Origin of the sequence: Bacillus sp. GZB (assembly GCF_001975995.1) — a bacterium.
GTDB classification, from domain to species: domain Bacteria; phylum Bacillota; class Bacilli; order Bacillales; family Bacillaceae; genus Bacillus; species Bacillus velezensis.
In genome coordinates, this window is the sequence record NZ_MTQG01000016.1 from 226,363 (window position 1) to 246,817 (window position 20,455).

The 20,455-nt window shown below is 48.2% G+C and carries 22 protein-coding genes and 1 riboswitch; of the genes, 13 read left to right on the forward strand and 9 right to left on the reverse strand.

What is annotated here, in order from left to right:
- Positions 1–109: 109 nt before the first annotated feature.
- Together rsoA and BXO87_RS06930 are read right to left on the reverse strand one after the other, a co-directional pair.
- Positions 110–346: a sigma-O factor regulator RsoA gene (rsoA, locus tag BXO87_RS06925; RefSeq protein ID WP_003151778.1), complete on the reverse strand. Its 237-nt coding sequence runs from the start codon at positions 344–346 to the stop codon at positions 110–112.
- Positions 343–879 carry a sigma-70 family RNA polymerase sigma factor gene (locus BXO87_RS06930; RefSeq protein WP_087920805.1) on the reverse strand — a complete coding sequence of 179 codons (537 nt, stop codon included), beginning with the start codon at positions 877–879 and terminating at the stop codon, positions 343–345. The genes rsoA and BXO87_RS06930 overlap by 4 nt, the downstream gene beginning before the upstream one ends.
- 243 nt (positions 880–1,122) lie before the next feature.
- Between BXO87_RS06930 and BXO87_RS06935 the strand changes: the two genes are divergently transcribed.
- The 3 genes from BXO87_RS06935 to BXO87_RS06945 all read left to right on the forward strand — a co-directional run bounded on the left by BXO87_RS06935 (position 1,123) and on the right by BXO87_RS06945 (position 3,045).
- Complete coding sequence (locus BXO87_RS06935) at positions 1,123–1,278, forward strand: YvrJ family protein (protein ID WP_012118419.1); 156 nt, start codon at positions 1,123–1,125, stop codon at positions 1,276–1,278.
- Positions 1,279–1,395: 117 nt separating this feature from the next.
- On the forward strand, positions 1,396–2,556 hold the full coding sequence (locus tag BXO87_RS06940; RefSeq protein ID WP_007410043.1) for an oxalate decarboxylase family bicupin: 1,161 nt from the start codon (positions 1,396–1,398) through the stop codon (positions 2,554–2,556).
- Positions 2,557–2,622: 66 nt separating this feature from the next.
- Entirely contained in the window at positions 2,623–3,045 is a 423-nt protein-coding gene (locus tag BXO87_RS06945; RefSeq protein WP_038459801.1) for a YrvL family regulatory protein, read from the forward strand.
- A gap of 36 nt (positions 3,046–3,081) precedes the next feature.
- Here the strand turns inward: BXO87_RS06945 and BXO87_RS06950 are convergent, their stop codons facing one another.
- The 3 genes from BXO87_RS06950 to BXO87_RS06960 are packed head-to-tail and all read right to left on the reverse strand — an operon-like array spanning position 3,082 to position 5,951.
- Positions 3,082–3,885 carry an ABC transporter ATP-binding protein gene (locus tag BXO87_RS06950; protein ID WP_007613715.1) on the reverse strand — a complete coding sequence of 268 codons (804 nt, stop codon included), beginning with the start codon at positions 3,883–3,885 and terminating at the stop codon, positions 3,082–3,084.
- Positions 3,886–3,903: 18 nt separating this feature from the next.
- Positions 3,904–4,914: a FecCD family ABC transporter permease gene (locus BXO87_RS06955; RefSeq protein ID WP_032876546.1), complete on the reverse strand. Its 1,011-nt coding sequence runs from the start codon at positions 4,912–4,914 to the stop codon at positions 3,904–3,906.
- Positions 4,914–5,951, reverse strand: coding sequence for a FecCD family ABC transporter permease (locus tag BXO87_RS06960; protein WP_029973587.1), 1,038 nt, complete (start codon positions 5,949–5,951; stop codon positions 4,914–4,916). Before BXO87_RS06960 ends, BXO87_RS06955 begins: the two co-directional genes overlap by 1 nt.
- Positions 5,952–6,198: 247 nt before the next feature.
- Between BXO87_RS06960 and BXO87_RS06965 the strand changes: the two genes are divergently transcribed.
- A complete protein-coding gene (locus BXO87_RS06965) occupies positions 6,199–7,137 on the forward strand; it encodes an iron-hydroxamate ABC transporter substrate-binding protein (protein WP_038459803.1) in 939 nt (312 codons plus the stop codon).
- Positions 7,138–7,311: 174 nt separating this feature from the next.
- Here the strand turns inward: BXO87_RS06965 and BXO87_RS06970 are convergent, their stop codons facing one another.
- The gene (locus tag BXO87_RS06970) at positions 7,312–8,724 is read right to left on the reverse strand and encodes an amino acid permease (protein ID WP_007613722.1); all 1,413 of its coding nucleotides are present in this window, start codon (positions 8,722–8,724) and stop codon (positions 7,312–7,314) included.
- A 110-nt stretch (positions 8,725–8,834) separates the two neighbouring features.
- Positions 8,835–9,015, reverse strand: a riboswitch (Lysine riboswitch).
- A 122-nt stretch (positions 9,016–9,137) separates the two neighbouring features.
- Positions 9,138–9,278 (reverse strand): small acid-soluble spore protein SspJ, encoded by a 141-nt coding sequence (gene sspJ, locus BXO87_RS06980; protein WP_007410034.1) that lies wholly within the window; start codon positions 9,276–9,278, stop codon positions 9,138–9,140.
- Between the two features lie 183 nt (positions 9,279–9,461).
- Between sspJ and BXO87_RS06985 the strand changes: the two genes are divergently transcribed.
- Both BXO87_RS06985 and BXO87_RS06990 read left to right on the forward strand, forming a co-directional pair.
- A complete protein-coding gene (locus BXO87_RS06985) occupies positions 9,462–9,944 on the forward strand; it encodes a metal-dependent hydrolase (RefSeq protein ID WP_003151759.1) in 483 nt (160 codons plus the stop codon).
- A 42-nt stretch (positions 9,945–9,986) separates the two neighbouring features.
- Complete coding sequence (locus BXO87_RS06990) at positions 9,987–11,843, forward strand: LTA synthase family protein (protein ID WP_038459806.1); 1,857 nt, start codon at positions 9,987–9,989, stop codon at positions 11,841–11,843.
- A 28-nt stretch (positions 11,844–11,871) separates the two neighbouring features.
- Here the strand turns inward: BXO87_RS06990 and BXO87_RS06995 are convergent, their stop codons facing one another.
- A complete protein-coding gene (locus BXO87_RS06995; protein WP_038459807.1) occupies positions 11,872–12,798 on the reverse strand; it encodes a substrate-binding domain-containing protein in 927 nt (308 codons plus the stop codon).
- Between the two features lie 117 nt (positions 12,799–12,915).
- On the opposite strand from BXO87_RS06995, the gene modA reads away from it, so the two are divergent.
- The 7 genes from modA to BXO87_RS07030 all read left to right on the forward strand — a co-directional run bounded on the left by modA (position 12,916) and on the right by BXO87_RS07030 (position 19,548).
- Positions 12,916–13,713 carry a molybdate ABC transporter substrate-binding protein gene (gene modA, locus BXO87_RS07000; RefSeq protein WP_076851279.1) on the forward strand — a complete coding sequence of 266 codons (798 nt, stop codon included), beginning with the start codon at positions 12,916–12,918 and terminating at the stop codon, positions 13,711–13,713.
- Complete coding sequence (gene modB, locus BXO87_RS07005) at positions 13,694–14,377, forward strand: molybdate ABC transporter permease subunit (RefSeq protein ID WP_038459812.1); 684 nt, start codon at positions 13,694–13,696, stop codon at positions 14,375–14,377. The genes modA and modB overlap by 20 nt, the downstream gene beginning before the upstream one ends.
- 94 nt (positions 14,378–14,471) lie before the next feature.
- On the forward strand, positions 14,472–15,119 hold the full coding sequence (locus tag BXO87_RS07010) for a response regulator transcription factor (protein ID WP_038459814.1): 648 nt from the start codon (positions 14,472–14,474) through the stop codon (positions 15,117–15,119).
- Positions 15,120–15,124: 5 nt separating this feature from the next.
- Positions 15,125–16,228 carry a sensor histidine kinase gene (locus BXO87_RS07015; RefSeq protein WP_038460887.1) on the forward strand — a complete coding sequence of 368 codons (1,104 nt, stop codon included), beginning with the start codon at positions 15,125–15,127 and terminating at the stop codon, positions 16,226–16,228.
- 119 nt (positions 16,229–16,347) lie between these two features.
- Entirely contained in the window at positions 16,348–17,283 is a 936-nt protein-coding gene (locus BXO87_RS07020; protein WP_007613736.1) for an ABC transporter ATP-binding protein, read from the forward strand.
- 23 nt (positions 17,284–17,306) lie between these two features.
- Entirely contained in the window at positions 17,307–18,401 is a 1,095-nt protein-coding gene (locus BXO87_RS07025) for an ABC transporter permease (protein ID WP_038459816.1), read from the forward strand.
- Position 18,402: 1 nt separating this feature from the next.
- Positions 18,403–19,548: an ABC transporter permease gene (locus BXO87_RS07030; RefSeq protein ID WP_038459818.1), complete on the forward strand. Its 1,146-nt coding sequence runs from the start codon at positions 18,403–18,405 to the stop codon at positions 19,546–19,548.
- Between the two features lie 32 nt (positions 19,549–19,580).
- On the opposite strand, the gene BXO87_RS07035 is transcribed toward BXO87_RS07030, so the two are convergent.
- The gene (locus BXO87_RS07035; protein ID WP_003151745.1) at positions 19,581–20,411 is read right to left on the reverse strand and encodes an aldo/keto reductase; all 831 of its coding nucleotides are present in this window, start codon (positions 20,409–20,411) and stop codon (positions 19,581–19,583) included.
- Between the last annotated feature and the right edge of the window lie 44 nt (positions 20,412–20,455).

A 20,455-nucleotide genomic window follows, 5' to 3' on the forward strand; every position in this document is an offset into this window, starting at 1 on the left:
TTTAGTGCGGAGGTCTTGCGGGGAAACAGAAAAGAAAAACGAGACCGGACATCTCTTCTCGTTTTTCTCACGTTGTCAGAGCGGAATATCCATCATTCCGCCGCTTTTGTCAGGAGCTTTCATTTATAAGATGAAGAATAAATTCCCAAAAACCCGGCACTTCCTGGCATAACAGCATGTCCGCTTTTTCAACTATTTTAATCTTCAATTCTTGTTCAAGATCTTCTCTTTCCTGGTATGATGTATTGCTCAGTTTTTTTTTTATCATTGGCGAAAAACGCGAAATCAAAAGTTCCATTTCGTCGGTATCTGTGTTCTCTTTGTTGAAGTCAAATGGCCCGTTCACTGCTTATTTTCCCCCTTTTTTTGCTTGTCCAGCTGCTTTCTGAGATTGTCGAGCCCTTTTTTATGAATATTGGAAATGTTCTGCCGTGATTCACCCAGCGACTCGGCAATCTCCTTCATCGTCGCTCCGTGAAGATAAATATTCGTCAGCACGCTTTTTTGTTTATCGGTTAACGTCTGAAGCGCTTCGTATAAATCACGGTTTTGGACATGCTGGCTCAAATCCCCCTGCTTCCGCAGAAACTCTTCATACGCGTCTTTTCCCATTTCATAGGGAAGCGCTTCACCTCCCTCCGGCTGATCCACCGTCAGCGGATAGCGCTTCTGATTTTTACGGATGCGCTTGTCAAAATCGATGGAGAAAATCCGGATCATAGAGTTCATATATTTGATGATCCGGATTTCCTTATAAAACTGTTTAAAATGGTCGTCCAGTGATTTTGCATCCTTCTCGTCTGAATGTTCCAGCACATTTTTAAATTTCTCGTAATGCTTTGGGTCACTTAAAAAATGTTTAACGATCGGATGTTTCATAATTTCCTTGCATTTTGACCGTAAAAGAACTTGATAGTCCATAAAACCGCCCCCTATTTAAATTAAATGAAAGAAAGCAAAAAAAAGTAAACTACTCCTTTCCGACTAAGATTCCGCACTCCTTATGTCCCGGATTTGCCGGAACAAAAAAAAAGACCCTCAACCGGGATATCAGGTTTACAGGAGCCGCTCTTTCTTTCACTTATATACATGACTGCAGGTCAAGTCAGGAGGTGGCTGATAATGGATCAGGTTTTTATAGAAGAAGCGGTCAGACAGATCGGCAATCTCGGCTTTCCGGCTCTGATTGCCATGTATCTTCTCACACGGTTTGAGAAGAAGTTTGACGCCCTGATCGAACTGATGACGGAACTGAAAGATCAGAAAATGAAAAATTAATTTTCACACGAAGTTGACTTTTCATCGGAACGCATCACTTAACAAAGCAGAAGGGAAAACGAAAGGCCTTTCACATTCTCTTTCTGAAAAAACAAAGCTTGAGAGGAGACGATTTACATGTCAAAAGAAAACAACTGCAATATCCCGCAGCCGATCAGAGGAGACAAAGGGGCGACCGTCACGATTCCGCGCAACCTTGAAAGAGACCGCCAAAATCCGGATATGCTGACGCCGCCGGAAACGGATCACGGCACAGTGGATAATATGAAATTCTCTTTCTCAGATGTGCACAACCGGCTGGAAAAGGGCGGATACGCGCGTGAGGTGACCGTTCGCGAGCTGCCGATTTCTGAGAATCTGGCATCTGTCAACATGCGTTTAAAACCGGGCGCCATCCGTGAGCTGCACTGGCATAAAGAAGCGGAATGGGCATATATGCTGACGGGCAAAGCGCGGGTCACGATTGTTGATGAACAGGGACGCAGTTTTATCGATGACGTGAAGGAAGGAGATCTGTGGTACTTCCCGTCAGGCCTGCCGCACTCCATTCAGGCGCTGAAAGAAGGCTGTGAATTCCTCTTGGTTTTTGATGACGGTTCCTTCTCAGAAAACAGCACATTCCAAGTGACTGACTGGCTTGCCCACACGCCGCTTGATGTCATCGCCAACAACTTTGGGGTTTCAGAAAAAGACCTCGCCGGCCTGCCCGGGAAAGAAAAATATATCTTTGAAGAGCCGGTTCCCGGGAAGCTGAAAGATGACATTGTGGAAGGCCCGAACGGTGAAGTGCCTTATCCGTTCACTTACCGCCTGCTGGATGAAGGCCCGACTGCTGAGACGGATGGCGGCAAAGTATATATCGCGGATTCCACAAACTTCAAAGTGTCCAAAACGATCGCTTCAGCGCTTGTCGTGGTCGAACCGGGCGCAATGAGAGAGCTGCACTGGCATCCGAACACGCATGAATGGCAGTATTATATTTCCGGTAAAGGGCGGATGACGGTTTTTGCATCGGACGGCCATGCAAGAACATTTAACTATCAGGCCGGGGATGTCGGTTACGTTCCGTTCGCAATGGGCCACTATGTGGAGAATTTGGGAGATGAGCCGCTCGTCTTCCTGGAAATCTTCAAGGATGACCACTATGCCGATGTGTCCCTGAACCAATGGCTTGCCATGCTTCCTGAGAAATTCGTCCAGCAGCATCTGGATCTGGGCAAAGACTTTACGGATATTCTTTCGAAAGAGAAACACCCTGTCGTCAAAAAGAAATGCTGAGGATACACACCGACTTGCAGAGTTCCGTCTCTGCAAGTCTCCTCTGTGTGAAAAGGAGCTGAACAGATGATCAATCAAAACGGGCCGAAAATGTTTTTTCTTCAGGTGCTCCGGTATGCCCTGGCAGCCGCTGCCGTATTATTCGGGTATTTTATCGTGATGATGGCTGTATTTTCATTAGCCGGGACGAGCTACGGATCGATGGCGTACGTCCTGCTTTTTTCCGTGCTTTTTATTTTTCTCGGTTTATGTTTTGAACCGCTTGAGCGGCTGATGATACATAGCTTTACCTTTTTTGGGACGGGCAGGCTGCCTTTTCTCCTTTTAGCCAGCACCGTTCAGCTGCTGTTCCTCTGGATGACCGCGTATACGACGGATAAACTGATTGAAAAGATTTGGCTGTCAACGACGGAGGAGCTGATTGTGGCGGGGGTTTTTTTCGTTTTGGATAAATGCGTCTCCGGACAGAAGCAGACCCGGGCGCAATAAAAAACGCAGGCCGGAATGGCTCTGCGTTTTTTTTCATCATACCGTTGCGTTTTCATGCCGGATTAAATCGTAGGTTAAGCAGACCGGTTTGTTCGTGCGCGGATCTTTTACAATCTGTGCGTCAATTTGAAAAACGTCTTCCAATATGCCGGGAGTCATGACTTCCTCCGCCGTCCCTTCCTTGATGACGCGCCCTTTTTTCAGGGCGATCATGTAATGGGAAAAACGGGCGGCATGGTTCAGATCATGAATGACCATTAAGATGGTGCGGCCCTGCTCCTTGTTTAATTTGTCCAGCAGCTGCAAAATTTCAAGCTGATGGGCAAGATCTAAATAAGTGGTCGGTTCATCAAGAAGCAGCAGCTCCGTTTCTTGAGCGAGCGCCATGGCGATCCACACACGCTGCCGCTGCCCCCCGGAAAGCGCTTCGATCGGCCGGTCGTAAAATTCGGCCATCCCCGTCTCTTCAAGTGCCCATTTGATCATGTCACGGTCTTTATCACTCAAACGGCCCATTCCGGACTGATGCGGAAACCTGCCGTAAGAAACAAGTTCGTACACCGTCAGCCCGCTCGGCGCTTCAGGCGTCTGCGGAAGAATTGCCATTTCCTTGGCGATGTCTTTCGTGGATTTTTGCATGATCGCCTGTCCGTTTAAATAGACGGCGCCGGATTTCGGTTTCATGATTCTTGACATCGTTTTGAGAACCGTCGATTTTCCGCAGCCGTTCGGACCGATCAGCGTTGTAATTTTTCCTTTCGGTATGGCGATATCCAATTCTTTCGCTATCAAACGGTCGCCATAACCGACAGTAAGCTGTTCCGCCGATAATGAGTTCATCGCGGCAGTCTCCTTCCTCTATTTCGTTTTCATCAGCAAATATACAAAATACGGCGCTCCGAGCACGGAAATCACCAGGCCGACGGGAACTTCGGACGGTGCAAGCACATTTCTCGCCAGCGTATCGGCAAGCAGAAATAAAAATGCGCCGATTAAAGCCGAAACCGGGATAAGCGTCTGGTGGCGCGGGCCGGTAAGCCTTCTGGCCAAATGCGGCGCAATGAGTCCGAGAAAAGCGATTCCGCCGGCTGCCGCAACACATGACGCGGTCAGGGCAACGGCGCACATCAGCAGAACGCGCCGCTCCTTTTCAACCCGGGTGCCAAGCCCCGCCGCCAGCTGATCACCGAGCTGGAGCACATTTAAATACCTGGCTTTATAGAGGCTGAACGGTAAAAGAACCAGCAGCCACGGCAAAATGGACAGCACCATTTTCCAATTGGCGTTCCAAATCGAACCGGAAATCCATACAAGCGCCTGCATGAAATCCCGCGGGTCCATTTTCAGCTGAAAAATCAAGAGAAGCGCATTAAACCCCGCATTGACGCCGATCCCGACCAAAACGAGCCGGACAGGTGAAACGCCTTTTTTCCAAGCCAGCACATAGATGAGCAGCGCAGCCAGAAAAGCCCCCGCCAAAGCGCTCACCGGAAGCAGCCATGTACTGGCCATGCTTAAATCAACAGCTGATCCTTGGAAAAAGAAGATAAACAAAACGACCGCCAAAGACGCCCCGGCGTTAATACCGAGAATGCCCGGCTCCGCCAAGTCATTTTGAGACACGCTTTGAAAAATCGCGCCTGAAACCGCGATTCCGGCGCCGACCAGCAATGACAGCACCATGCGCGGCAGTCTGAATTCAAATAAAACGAGCTGATCCCGGGCATCCCCCTGTCCGAAAAAGACACGCAGCGTATCAAGAGGCGCAATCCGGATCACACCCATGTTTAAGCTGATAAAAAAGACGATGCATATGAGCAAAAACGTAACGGCCATGACCGCCAGCGGTTTTTTCGATTTTACATTCATTACAGCCCTCTCCTTTCCCTGCGCGCCAAATAAAAGAAAAAGGGAACGCCGATAAGAGCGGTTAAAGCGCCGACCGGTGTTTCAAACGGTGCATTGACGAGTCTTGCGGCAATATCACTGAAGACTAACAGAACGGCGCCGAATACCGCCGAACAGGGAATGATCCACCTGTAATCTACCCCGACTAAAAATCGGGTGATATGCGGAATCACCAAGCCGATAAAAGAAATGGCTCCGGCGACTGAGACTGAAGCCCCCGTCAAGAGGACAACGACAAACATTCCGATTACTTTCACAAGCGATGTGTACTGCCCGAGCCCTTTGGCCAGCTCCTCACCCAAGCTCAGCACCGTCACTGAGCGCGCAATCAGAAATGCCAGCAAAAGTCCGATAACCCCGACCGCCAAAAGCAGCTGCACGCCTTCCCATTTCACGGAAGCGACTCCTCCGGCGTACCAGAACTTCACATCCTGGGCGACATCAAAACGGATCGCAATCGCGCTTGAAAGCCCCGTTAAGAAATAGCCAACTGCCGTACCGGCCAGCGCGAGCTTCACCGGTGTCAGACCGCCTTTTGAAAACAGGCCGATGCCAAACACAATAAGCGCTCCGATTCCCGCTCCCGCAAAGGACCACAAAACAAGTCCCGCCGCAGACAGCCCCGGAAAAAAAGCAAATGCCAATGCGATCGCAAATCCTGACCCCGACGTCACGCCCATAATGGAAGGCTCAGCAAGCGGGTTCCTCGTCAGCCCCTGCATAATCGCCCCGGACACAGCTAAAAAAGCCCCGACGAGCGCGGCGGCGGCAGTTCTCGGCAGCCTCAGATCGCGTATGATTTGATGAGATGTATTTTGCGGCTGAAAGTGAAAGAGAGCATCCCACACCGTCCGCAGATGAATATCGGCAGCTCCGATGGAAACAGACAGAGCCGCACCGATCAATAAAACCGCAATACCGGCACACAGCAGCACAGCCGCCCGGAATGAACGCGCCGTCCACTGGATTTCACTCCCTGATGCCCCTTGAGCCGTCATTGTCTGTTTCTTTTTCAATAGACCCAACACTCGTTCTTCCTTTCTCAAAACAAGAATGGTAATGATAATGATTATCAATGACTTGTTTCAGTATAGCACTTTTATCTTCTCTTTTAATAGACCTAATTTCATATAAAAAAAGAAAGTTTTTCTTAAAAAAGAGCGTGCTTCTCTATGAAAGCAGTGATATAATCACACTGATAATGATTCTCTTTATCACTAATTTTTATGAAAGAAGGAATGTCAGATGTTCCGTACATACAAGAAAATCGGCGCAGCGCTGATTGCCATGCTGCTCATCGCCGCTTTGGCCGCATGCGGCAATTCTTCAGACACGAAAGGTTCTTCTGAAAAAGAAGAAACCATCACGTATAAAGCCGAAAACGGCAATATTAAAATTCCGAAGCACCCGAAACGGGTCGTCGTCATGGCTGACGGCTACTACGGCGACTTCAAACAGCTCGGCATCAATGTTGTCGGCGCGCCGCAAAACGTATTTAAAAACCCTTATTACAAAGGGAAAACAAAAGGTGTCACAAACATCGGCGACGGCACGTCCGTTGAAAAAATCATTGACTTAAAGCCGGATTTAATCGTTGTCTGGACGACACAAGGCGCCGATATTGAAAAACTGGAAAAAATCGCGCCGACAATCGCCATTAAATATGACAAGCTCAGCAATATTGATCAATTCAAAGAGTTTGCGAAAATGACAGGCACTGAAGATAAAGCAGACAAATGGCTGGCTGAATGGGATAAGAAAACCGCTGCCGCTAAAACAAAGGTTCAAAAAGCGGTCGGCTCAAAAACCATCTCCATCATGCAGACAAACGGAAAAGACATCTATGTATTCGGTAAAGACTTCGGCCGCGGCGGAAGCATCATTTATGACAAACTCGGGCTGAAGGCCACAAAACTGACGCAGGAAAAAGCCATTAATCAAGGGCCGGGCTACGCCAGCATTTCACTCGAGAAACTGCCTGACTTCGCGGGAGACTACATCTTTATGGGGCCATGGCAGGCCGGCGGTGACGACAAAGGCGTGCTTGACAGCTCAATCTGGAAGAACCTCGATGCCGTCAAACAAAACCATGTCTACCGCATTGATCCGATCGGCTTCTATTTCTCAGACCCGATCTCACTTGAAGGCCAGCTCGACTACATCACAAAAAGCTTAACGAAGTAACCCCGAAGCCGCTGTCACAGCGGCTTTTTATTACGCTTTACACTTGACCGTTTTTTCAGCGGACGCACTGACCATTTAACCGCATTCGAGACCATTCATTATATACACGCCGTCAAAACGTAACCCGCCGCCGCAAATAAAAAAGACATCTCACAGACGTGAGATGTCTTTTTGTCATACCGATTGTCTGTTGTTTGCAAATTTCTTTGAGACGAAAGGATATAACAGCAAACCGACGAAGAACAGCCCGATACCGAGAATAAAGGTCGTTAAATCGGCCGTTCCGGTAATAATGACATAAAAAGAATAAATGCAGGCAAGGATGGCGATGATACCATCTCTTACTCTTGAACCCTTTATCTCGTCATACGTTTCACCCGTAAAAATGAGCTTCAGGCTGTAAAACGCTGATACGAGATACGGAATCAGATAAGCGAGCGTCGCCGCCGTCGTTAAAAACGTAAACGCGTCACTGATCGTCCGGGAAATAACTGAAAAGATAAAGATCTGTGACATCACGTTCGTTACGATTAACGACACAACCGGGCTTCCCTGTTTATTCGTTTTTGCAAAAGCAGCCGGAAAGTCTCCTGATTTCGCCGCTTGATACGGAACTTCAGAGCCGAGAAGAATCCAGCCGAGCATCGTTCCGAACAGACACAAAATCGCCAGAATCGCCATGATGACGCTTCCCGCATTGCCGACGATCGCGTACAATACGTCAACAAACGGTTTTTCCGAGCCGACAAGCTTACCATGCGGAAGCACGCCCATCGTAATCAATGTTACGATGATATAGATGCCAAGCGCGATCAATAATCCGGTAATAGTGGCGCGTTTCACGTCGCGCTGCGAACGGGCGCGCCCGGATAAGATGACTGCCGATTCAATTCCGACGAACGCCCATAATGTTGAAATCGCCGCATTGTGGATCTGCCCGCCGATTCCCTCAACTGTGTGAGGACCTGTTTGAACCGGAAAATAAAAATGATCGAAAAACGACGTTTGAAACACAAATAAACCTGCAATGATAAAGAAGATAAATCCTAATACTTTTGAAAACGTCGTGACGAAATTTAATTTACTCGCACCGTTAATGCTGGTGACGAGAATCGTGTGAGTGCCCCATAATAAAACCGTACATACGGCAAACGTCAGCAGCTGGCCGAGCGTAACCGCCTGACCGCCGATCGAAAACATTTCACGCTTATCCGTTAAAATCGGGAAAAATGATGTTAAATATCCGGCAAGGCTCGTGATGATCGCCACGTTGCTGATCCAGCTCGCCACCCAGTAGCCCCATACCATTGTGAAGCCCGCTGCATTCCCTTTTTTCCGATCGCTGAACAGCGCACGCGCATAGCTTTGCGGCCCCGCCGTCAGCTCAGGCTTGCGGATGGATAAGTGGCCGAAGACCAGCGCGATCATTAACACACCGGCGCCCGTTAAAAGCCATGCCGATGTGGCGCCGAACGGGCTCGCGATTTTTGCGAGCGAACTCGGAAGCGAAAAGATGCCCGAGCCTACCATATTTCCTACGACAAACGCCGTTAATAACCAAAAACCCCATTTTTTCGTCTGTTCCATTCCTGTACCTCCTGGTTGTTCATTCGTACGGACCAGACCCCGAGATCATATTTACACGCAAAAAAAGCCTGAACAAAAGTCCATGCTTAAAGAAACACACACACCCTTGATCTCCGGATAGCCCTCCGCGAAAAAGCACGCGGCAGTCCTGCACTTATTCAGATACAGTCCCAGCATAAAGAAGGATCGGCTTTCTTTACACTTCGGCGCTGATGCCTTTAACACATGTTTTGCGGCCCCTATCAGCCTGGCATGTGCGACTCATCATCAAGCGCAACCTCTACCTCACCGAGAAAGAGTGAGGATTTTTATCATTCAATTCTACTCAGAGGTTATCAGAGATAAAAAGATCTGTCAAAGGGAAAAATTAGATGGAAAACGGATAGAGCGTTCGCCCTACCCGTCTTATATGGTCAGCGGTTGTTTTTTTTCTTTTGAACAGCTTCTTGAAGCGGATCGTCTTTCAGAGCTGCACCGGCGTCTTCAAGCGCGCCTTGAATGACATTTTTGTTTTTATCGCTGTTTTTTCCTTTTTCTTTGTTAAAGAAAGCCATCTGTATCACCTCTTTATCAAATATAGGTACACCTATAATGTGTCTTTTTCCGCGGCAGAATATGCGGAATCCGCGTCTCCTTCCTTTTGGCGGAACAGGTAAAGTTTGTTGATCAAACATGCATTCTCTTGATATATTTGTAATTCAGGGGATTTTGGCAAAAATAAAAAGGAGAAGCGAAAAATGACAGGAAAAACACACATCATGGGAGGCATCGCTTCTTGTTCCGCAATTGCGTATTATTACGGGTATGATCCGGTCCTTATGACCTCAGCGGGTGCCCTCGGGGCGCTGATTCCCGACATATGCCATACGAAAAGCAAAATCGGCAGGACGCTGCCCGTTCTGTCCAAAATCGTTAGCACGGTGTTCGGACACAGAACGTTTACACACAGCCTGCTGTTTATGCTTATTATGTTCTTCATTACGGCAACCTATATTCCGAATCCGAGCATTTCCGCCGGACTGATGATCGGAATGGCGAGCCATCTTGTGCTTGACGCATGGACCGTCAACGGCATTAAACTGCTGTTTCCGTCCGCCATCCGCTTCCGTCTTCCCCTTTATATGAGAACGGGGAGCTTTTCGGAGCAGCTTGTGCTGGCCGGCTTAACGATTGTATCCTGCTATTATTTATACGAACTGGTTCACGGCCGCATCTCTTAAACAAAAAGCGTCTTTTCGCTTTTAGGGTGAGGAGTCATACATATGAAGAAAACCTTTTTCAGCAATCATCGGTTTTTATGCCTGTCCATCCTGTTCATGTGGATGAAAACCTATGCCGTTTATAAGCTCGGTTTTGATCTGCAGAACAATTCGGTTCTTGAGGAATGTCTGCTTCTCATTAATCCGCTGAGCTTCATTGTGCCGCTGTTCGGCATCGCCCTGCTGCTGACGGAAAAAAAACAGCGTATCTTTCTGCTTTCGGCGAATGTGGTGCTGACGGGAATTTTAATCGCGAATACGGTGTTTTACGGGTTTTATATTGATTTTATCACCATACCGGTTTTGTTTCAGGCGAGCAATATGGGTGATATGGGAAGCAGCGTCCAAGAGCTGTTTCACCCGCTTTATATCGCTTTATTTTTGGATATTGCGGTTTTGTTTTACCTTGGTAAAAGGCATAAAGCCGATAAAGGAAAAGCGGGCGCCCGTACCGTTAAAGCGTATGCGTGGGCATCAGCCGGCCTCATGCTGTGCAACCTCGCGCTGTCTGAAGCCGAGCAGCCGAAGCTGTTCAAGCACCCTTTTGATCGTGAAGCGCTCGTAAAAGGAATCGGTCTGTTCCACTTTCATTTGTATGACACCATTTCGCAGACGCTGAATGCAGGAGCTAAAGCGTTTGCTGATGAAGACAGCCTTGCGGCGGTCGCAAATTACACTCAAGCCGACTACAGCAGGCCGTCCGATTCAAAATTCGGGCTTGCAAAGGGGCGCAATGTGATTTTTGTTACGCTCGAATCAACCCAGCGTTTTGTAATGGATGAGCGGGTCAACGGACGGGAGATTACCCCGTTTTTAAATAAACTGCGAAAAAAAAGTTATGACTTCACTCATTTTTATCAGCAGACTGAACAGGGAAAAACCTCAGATTCAGAATTCATTACTGCGAATTCGCTGTATCCGTCTTCAAGCGGCGCCGTTTTTTTTACAAAAAGCGGCCACCGGTTCAATACGATGTACCATATGTTAAAAGACCGTCAATACTATTCAGCCGTTCTGCATGCCAATCATAAGGCCTTTTGGAACCGGGATGAGATGTACGGGGCATTCGGAATCGACCGTTTTTTCGACGCGGATGAATTTAAGGTGACACAGGAAAATTCAACAGGCTGGGGCCTGAAGGATAAGGAGTTTCTCGAACAGTCAGCGAAAAAATTAAAGAAGCTTCCGCAGCCGTTTTACGCGAGCCTGCTGACTTTGACCAACCATTTTCCTTTTGAAATTGAAAAACAGGATCAGCTCATTGAGGAACCGGACACAAGCAGCGAGTTATTAAACCGCTATGTGACGACGGTCCGCTATGAAGATGAGGCCCTGAAACACTTTTTCAAGAAGCTGAAAAAAGAAGGACTGTATGACAACGCGATGATCGTCCTGATGGGAGATCATTACGGTATATCCGAAGCCCATAATCAAGGACTTGCCGAATTCTTAGGGAAAGAGGAAATCACTCCGTTTGATACGGTTCAGCTTCAGCGCGTGCCGTTTATCATTCATATTCCCGGGGTGACCGACCGTGAGCCGGAAACGATTGCTTCCGCCGCGGGACAGGTTGATGTAAGGCCGACGCTACTTCACCTGCTCGGCATTGAAACGAAAGGCAGCATTCAGTTCGGCAATGATCTGTTTTCCGGAGAGCGGACCCCGTTTGCGGTGCTGAGAAACGGCAGCTTTATCACGGATGATCATATTTATACGAAAAATACGTGTTACAGCCGTAAAACGGGCGAACCGCTTTCTGACATAAGCGCGTGCAGCGATGAGAAAGAAAAAGCGGAACAAGAGCTGATGCTTTCCGATAAAATATTAAACGGCGACCTTTTGCGGTTTTATAAGCAATAAAAAAATCCCTCCATATAGGAGGGATTTTTCATGTTTCATATATGAGCCGTCCGGTCATTTTCGTATCATATCCGGATAATTGAGAAAGCTGAGACTTGAATTCCTCAGAATTGAGGATGTCCTGCACGCTTTGAACAAGCTCCCGGTTTTGTTTTAAGACGACCACATCGTACTGTTCACTGATCACCGGGATAAAATCCGTGCCTGCCATATGCGCCGCATGCTGCGACCCGACTCCGATATCCGCCTTTCCGCTTGATACTTGTGAAGCCGCTGACAGATGATCCGTGACAATGTCATGATATCCGGCGACATCATTCAGCGTAATGCCGAATGATCTGAGCTGTTCATCCAGCAGGACCCTCGCGCCTGATCCTTTTTCGCGATTGACGATACGGACATCCTTTCGGCTCAAATCCTGAAAGCCCTGAATGTTCAGCGGATTGCCCTTTTTCACATATAATCCGGCCTGACGAAGCACGACATGAAAAAGCGCAAACGGCTCCCCTGAAAGGATGCGCTTCACATACGGGATGTTATACTGCCCCGTCTCCCCATCGTACAAATGCAGACTGACGATGTCACAAGCCCCGCGGTACATCTCGATCAGGCTGTTCAAACTGCCGCTGTACTTGCGGAGCGGAGCCGCCTGTATTGTTTGTTCCAGCTGTTTGCTGAGGAGGTCCATCGACACATCCTGCCCGCTGATGATAACGGACTGCCTTTTTTCCGGCTCCCGCCCGCGGGACGGGTCAGGCGCTTCTGCTGCGGATGGCTTTTTTGACATTCTCATGTTTGCTTTATATTGTTTTAAGTCCTCTTCATCGACCCTCATCTGTCTTCCGACCCTGTACGCCGGAATGAGTCCTTTTTTTATCAAATCATATACTGTCAATTTGGAGACCTTCAAAAGGCCCGCAACTTCTTCTATTGTATAGGAAGTGGCTTCTGTCATATTATCACGCTCCGTTTTTATTATAACTGTTCAGATATTGAAAAAAAACCGCACCATCACGTACAATTGCGTTATAATTAGTTTGATCTAATGATATTTAGCTATAAGGGGTGCACAATGTTGAAAAAGAAAGCGACACTACTCACAACTGCGGCTATGGCCGTTTTCCTCGCAACTGCGGGCTGCTCTTCCGGACAATCGTCCAAAGGCGGACAAAACGAAAAAATCACGCTGACCGTTTCTGCAGCAGCCAGCGCTCAGGATGCACTTGAAGAAATCCAGACCAACTACGAAAAATCACATTCAAACGTAACCATTCAAGACAACTTCGGATCATCAGGCACATTGCAAAAACAAATTTCACAAGGCGCGGGAGCTGATTTATTCTTCTCGGCAGCCGAAGATAAATTCGAAAAGCTCGTTCATGACGGAGATATCGACAAAAAGGACAGCACGGATCTTTTGAAAAATGATCTCGTCATGATCGTGCCTGAGAAAAACAGCACACACCTGACACATCTGAATGACCTGAAAAAAGACAGCGCGGAAAAAATTGCGCTCGGCACGCCTGAATCCGTTCCGGCCGGACAATACGCCAAACAGTCATTGACGGCATTATCCCTGTGGGACAACGTAAAAGATAAAGTCGTCTATGCAAAAGACGTTCGCCAGGTGCTTTCTTATGTTGAAACCGGAAATGTCGATGCCGGGCTTGTCTATAAAACAGACGCGCTGATTTCGAAAAAGGTGAAAATCACCGATGAAGCGCCGGCGAAAACGCACGATCCGATCGTGTATCCGCTCGGCATCGTCAAGGATACAAAGCACCGTAAAGAAGCAGAAGCGTTTTATCAGTATCTGCAGTCGGATGAAGCGATGAAAGTGTTTAAGAAATATGGATTTACTGCCAAGTAACATTACGGCTTCGGAGTTTTTCACTCCCGTCGTACTGTCGTTTCAGGTGGCTTTGGCGTCGGGCTTCGCCGTCATCATTCTCGGAACGCTTGCCGGCGCCTGGATGGCGAAAGCGCGATTTCCCGGAAAAACGGCTGTGGAGACGCTGTTTATGCTCCCGCTCGTTCTTCCGCCTACCGTTGTCGGGTTCATTCTCATTATCATTTTCGGAAAACACAGCTTTATCGGCCGGGCGATTGAGCAGATTTTTCACCAGCCCGTCATTTTCACGTGGTCGGCCGCGGTGATCGCTTCGGCCATTGTCGCCTTCCCGCTTATGTATCAGTCCGCTAAAACGGGCTTCGCCGCGGTTGATGCCGACATCGAGGGAGCGGCGAAAGTAGACGGAGCCGGCAGGTGGCAGGTGTTCACCCGCATTTCCGTCCCGCTTGCCTTTCCCTCCCTCTTGACCGGAAGCATTCTCAGTATTGCAAGGGCGCTAGGTGAATTCGGGGCGACTTTAATGTTTGCGGGAAATATTCCTGGCGTCACCCAAACGCTGCCGACAGCGATTTACGTCGCGATGGACTCCGGCAATGAAACACTCGCCTGGGTGTGGGTGATCTGTATTGTGATCATTTCTTTTCTGATGCTGTTTTTCATCCAATTGAAAAAACCCGCTTGACCGCTCCGCCTTCCGCGCACCTTTCGCCGGGAGGCTTTTTGATTTAAAATCGGATGGTATATAATGAAACAAAAAACACACAAAGGGTGCGGCCATGAAGATTAATGTCATTATCGCGGATGATAATTCTTTCATCAGAGAAGGAATGAAAATCATTTTGCATACATATGAGGAATTTACTGTATCGGCAACGTTGGAAAACGGATTCGAGGCGGCAGAGTATTGTAAACACAATCCCGTCGATATCGCCTTGTTGGACGTCCGCATGCCGGTGATGAACGGCGTCGAAGCCGCAAAACGGATCGCGGAGGAAACGGATACGAAGCCGATGATCCTGACGACATTTGACGACGATGAGTATATTTTAGAAGCGATTAAAAACGGCGCGAAAGGATATTTATTAAAAAATACCGAACCGGAACGGATCCGCGATGCGATCAAAAGCGTCTTCAACGGGCACAGCATTCTTCAGGACACCGTACTGGATAAAATAAAAGACAGCCTTTCCCGGCCGGCGGAAGCCGCACATCAGATTGATGAAAGCCAGTTTACTGAAAGAGAGCTCAGCATCATGTCGCTTATTGCGAAAGGATTCTCGAACAGGGAAATTTCAAAACAGCTTTTCATTTCTGAAGGGACGACGGCCAATTATATTTCCTCTATTTTAGGGAAAACGGGGCTTGAGCACAGAACGCAGATCGCGATTTATTATATCACCGGGAAGGTGGATAACGGGCGTTGAACGGTATGGATTTTTGGATGCTGATGAGCAGACTGATCGCCATTTTTTATACGGCTTTTTTGTTCGTATCGGCAGACCGCCTTTACACACCGTACGCCGTCTTGTTTCTGCTGCTTTATCTATCTTTGGGCATTGCGGTCTGTATGATCAGGCCGCCCGCTTGGAGGCGCGGGATCACCCTGCTGGCGCTGGCATTGACCGCCTGGCTTTCCGCCTTAGGCCATCCGGCGTTTCTGTTTCTTTTACCGCCCGCCATTTTTGCCGTTCTTGCCGAATATCCGGTTCACCGCTATGTGTTCTGCCTGCTCGTGTTTTTGCCGTTTTTATTTATCCCGTACGGCGACCTTCCCGCCTATACCGTCATAACCTTGTTCTGTCTGGCGATTTTCGTTTTGGCCGCCCGGTCCAGCGACCGGCTGAAAAAATATGAAGAGCAGTCAGACAGCATGCGCTCAAGCATTGAAAAACTGACGAAACAGCTGCACAGCAGCACAGAATATATCAAACAATCGGAGTATACCGGCAAACTCGAAGAAAGAAACAGATTGTCCCAAGCCATCCATGACAAAATCGGCCATTCCATGACAGGCGCGCTCATTCAGATGGAAGCGGCGAAACGGATGCTCGGCTCCCATCCGGACAAAGCGGCTGAACTGCTCCAAAACGCCATTACCATTTCCAAAGAGGGCATAGAGGATATCCGCATTACGCTGAAAAATATGAAACCGCCCGCTGAACAAATGGGCATTCACAGATTAAGAACGTTTATTGATGAATTTTCGGCCAAAAACGGGATGCCGGTTCCGTTTACGCATCGAGGCGATTTGGACAGGCTGACGCAAATGCATTGGAGAGTCATTCAGGAAAACGTAACCGAAGCCTTGACCAATGCAATGAAATACGCCGATGCCACGCAGATTTTCATTGATATCCATGTGCTGAATAAAGCCGTGAAAGCGGAAGTGAAAGATAACGGAAACGGCGCCGTCCGCTTTAAAAAAGGCCTCGGCATGCTCGGTATGGAAGAACGGGCGGCCGTCCTGCACGGAACCGTTATTTTTGACGGCACGGCCGGTTTTTCCGTCACGACATTGCTTCCGGTTGAATAAGTGAATGTTTTCATGTGAAAAATATGAAGATTCTCATGTCAAAGGAATGAACAGCTGCACTAACGGCCGTTCATTCTTTTTTTTATAATAAGAACATCACAAGACATAGAGGTGGAAACATGAACATTTTGGAGCTCAAACAGCTGAGTAAGAAATTCGGTGATTATACCGCCGTGGACCAAATGTCGCTTGCCGTAAAAGAAGGTGAGATTTTCGGGTTTCTCGGCGCAAACGGAGCCGGAAAAAGCACGACGATCAATATGATCTCAGGTCTTTTAAAACCTTCAGGCGGAGACATTCTGTTTCTCGGAAAAGATATTTTCAAATATAGCAAAGCAACGAAAATGAATATCGGCATCGTCCCTCAGGACCTCGCGATTTACGAAGAATTAAACGCCTATGAAAATGTGAAGTTCTTCGCCGGGCTGTACGGCCTAAGAGGGGCGGCTCTGAAAGAACGGGTCGAGGAAGCCCTGACATTCGTCGGCTTGAGCGATAAACACAAATATTTGCCGAAGCATTTCTCCGGCGGAATGAAACGCCGGCTCAATATCGCCTGCGCCCTTGCCCACCGGCCGAAACTGATCATCATGGATGAACCGACGGTCGGTATTGACCCGCAATCAAGAAATTATATTCTGCAGTCAGTGAAAAAGCTGAATGAAATGGGCTGCACGATCATCTACACGAGCCACTACATGGAGGAAGTGGAAGAAATATGCACGCGCATCGCCATCATTGACCACGGGAAAGTCATCGCAGAAGGCACAAAAGAACAGCTGACCTCCATCATTACCGACACGAAGGACGTCGTGATTGAGCTGTCATCCGGAAACGGCATCAGCCTCGGCGATATTCAGGAGCTGCCCGGCGTCAGAGCCGCCGCACTGGAAGAAAACAGCGTGAAAATCAGCTCTGACACAGGAGTCAACAATTTAAACCGCCTGATCCGGTACTTCATGGACAAAGGAATTGAAATCCGCTCCTTGCAGGAACAGGCCCCTGACTTAGAAACGGTATTTCTCACGCTGACAGGCAGAAGCCTGCGCGACTGACCCCACTGAAAGGAGGATTGCAAATGAATATTCTGCACATCGCCGGGAAAGAAATCAAAATCAGTTTCCGCGACAGACGGACTTTTATTTTCATGCTTGCTTTTCCGATCGTCTTCATGCTGATTTTTACTGCGGCATTATCAAACGCCTTTGATTCAGAGGTGACGGTCGGGAACATCAAGGTCGTATATACGGACCAGTCAAACGGCCCTCTTTCTCATGATTTTACTGAGTTTATGAAAGCCGCCAAAAAAGAGCATGTCTATTTTCAAAAAGCGGACACGGAGGCAAAAGGCAAAAACGAGGTTCGAGAAAATCAGGCGGATGCTTTCGTCACTGTAAAAAACACCGGTTTTCAAGTCTTTACAAATGACCGGAGCGGCATAAACGGCACGATCGTCCAAGGCATGCTGACCGCTTTTACCAATCAATACAAAGCAGGCGCCGCCGCTTACAAGGCGCATAAGGCGCCTTCCGCCGGACAAATCAAAAGCGATTATATGAAGCAGACGTCTTTACACAAAGCGAAAGAACCGAAAGCGAAAGATTTTTACGCAATATCCATGACGACGATGATCGGGCTGTACGCCTCGATTTTTGCAAGCAGCTTATTCCGCGGGGAAAGAATACGGCACACCGCAGATCGCCTGATCGCCGCCCCGCTCCGGAAAAGCGATATCTTTCTCGGAAAGATGCTCGGCATTTTGGCTGTGAATGTTCTGACGATTCTTGCCGTTGTCGCCTTCAGCAAATTTATCTTAAAAGCGAATTGGGGCAACCACATGGGCCTTGTGCTTTTGATTCTCGTTTCTGAAATTCTTTTGGCCGTCAGCTTCGGGCTCAGCCTGAGCTATTTGACCAGAAAACCCGAAAGCGCCAGATTAATCACCGTCATCATCGTTCAGGTGATGTCCATTATCGGCGGCGCCTATTACAAATATGAAGGCGGAGGAATTTCCGCCCTGTCGCCCTTATCCTGGATCAATAAGGCGATTAACAACATCATTTACGCAAATGATGTATCAGCGGCATGGCCTGCACTCGGTTTAAATACAGCATTGGCGGCACTCTTTTTGCTGATCGCCGCATTTACGTTTCAAAGACGGGAGGGACTGTAATATGACAAACTTCTGGTGGCTGTTTGCACACACTCTCAAAGGGATTACAAAAAGCAAAAAACAGCTCATTCTTTATATCGGGGCTCCGCTGATCGGCGTCTTCCTCTCCTTCATGACCAATGCCAACGGCGGAGCCGAAACGCTCAATATCGGCATTCTCAATCAAGATGGCGGAGAAGTGGCACAGGATACGGTCACGTTTTTAAAAGGACTGGATCATGTGAAGATTTCGGAGGAAACGGCTGCGTCCGCCTCATCCAAGATCGCTTCAGGAAAAATGGAGGCGCTCATTACGTTTGAAAAAGGCTTCTCCCAAAGCGTAAAAGACGGGAAACCGGCTCACATCGGCATGACTTCGCTGAAAGGCGCCCAGGTCACCGGATATGTCAGCTCTTATTTGTACAATTATATGAACAGCGCCGCCTCAATCGGCAAATCTTCCGGCGGAGACGCAAAGGCCTTTCAGGCGATGTATGCCGATTTCAAGCATTCTCCGATTCAAACGGAGTCTGCTATTTTACAAGATACATCGAACCATAAAGAAATGACCTACTCAGTCATCGGGTATCTCATTATCATTATGCTCTATTCCGCCGGCAACCTGACGGAACTGATGATTAAAGAGCGGGAAAACAGGACGTACTACAGGCTTCTGTCAACGCCGATCACATCAAAACAGTATGTATTGGCAAACGCGGCGGTGAATATCATTATCATGGCCGTCCAAATTCTATTCGCCGTTCTCTTTATGGGCGCCGCTTTTCATATTCATCCGTCATTCCCGCTGTGGCAGCTGTTCATCCTGATGATGCTGTTTGCATTAAGCGCAATCGGGATCGCCTTTATTGCCGTCGGTTTTTCCAACAGCAGCGCTTCGGCATCGGCGCTTTTGAACTTGATCGTTGTACCGACATGCTTGCTCGCCGGCTGCTTTTTTCCGGGCAATATTATGCCGAAAACAGTGCAGACAATCGCCGAATTTCTGCCTCAGCGCTGGGTGCTTGATACGGTCGATCAATTGCAGCACGGCCGCACGCTCCAAAGCCTGACGCTGAACATCATCATTTTGGGAGCCTTCGCCGCCGCCCTGTTATTAATAGCCGCATACAGGTTCAGCGTAAAACGTCAGACACAGACATTTATGTAAAGAAAAACAGCCCCGTAAAGGGCTGTTTTTTCTTAGAACAGAAGCTCGTCCGGATTCGGGCCGACACGCTCGTCTTTGTTCAATGCGCTGATCTTTTCCATTTCTTCCTGTGACAGTTCGAAATCAAAAATATCGGCATTTTCTATGATGCGGTGCTCTTTAATTGATTTCGGAATGGTAACGACTTCGTTCTGAAGATCCCAGCGCAAAATCACTTGAGCAACCGATTTGTTATGTTTTTCCGCAATTTGTGCCAGCACTTCGTTATCGAGGAGCTGTCCCTGCATCAATGGAGACCACGCTTCCACTTGAATGCCCTGCGCTTTGCAGAAATCTCTTACTTCTTTTTGAGTCAGGCGCGGGTGGAATTCAATCTGGTTGACCATCGGCTTAATTTCAGCATCTTTCAGCAGTTCTTCTAAATGATGCACTTGGAAGTTGCTGACGCCGATGGCGCGGATTTTGCCGTCTTTGTACAGCTTTTCAAGAGCGCGCCATGTGTCTTTATATTTATCCTTGCCCGGCCAGTGAATCAGGTAAAGGTCGAGGTAATCGAGGCCGAGGCGCTCAAGGCTTTTCTCAAACGCGTCAAGTGTCGTTTCGTATCCTTGATCTTCATTCCACACTTTTGACGTGATGAACAGCTCTTCTCTGGCAACGCCCGCAGCTCTGATGCCTTCGCCGACACCCTCTTCATTTTTATAAATAGCCGCCGTATCAATGCTGCGGTAGCCGTTTCTGATTGCCGCTTCGACGGAGTCCGCCGCTACGCTTCCGTTTTCCACCTTGAAGACGCCAAGGCCGAACCACGGCATTTCAACGCCATTATGAAGCTTTACAGTATCTTTTAAGCTTTTTGCCACGTTGAACCATCCTTTCTAGTCATTATGTAAACGGTTATTATTAT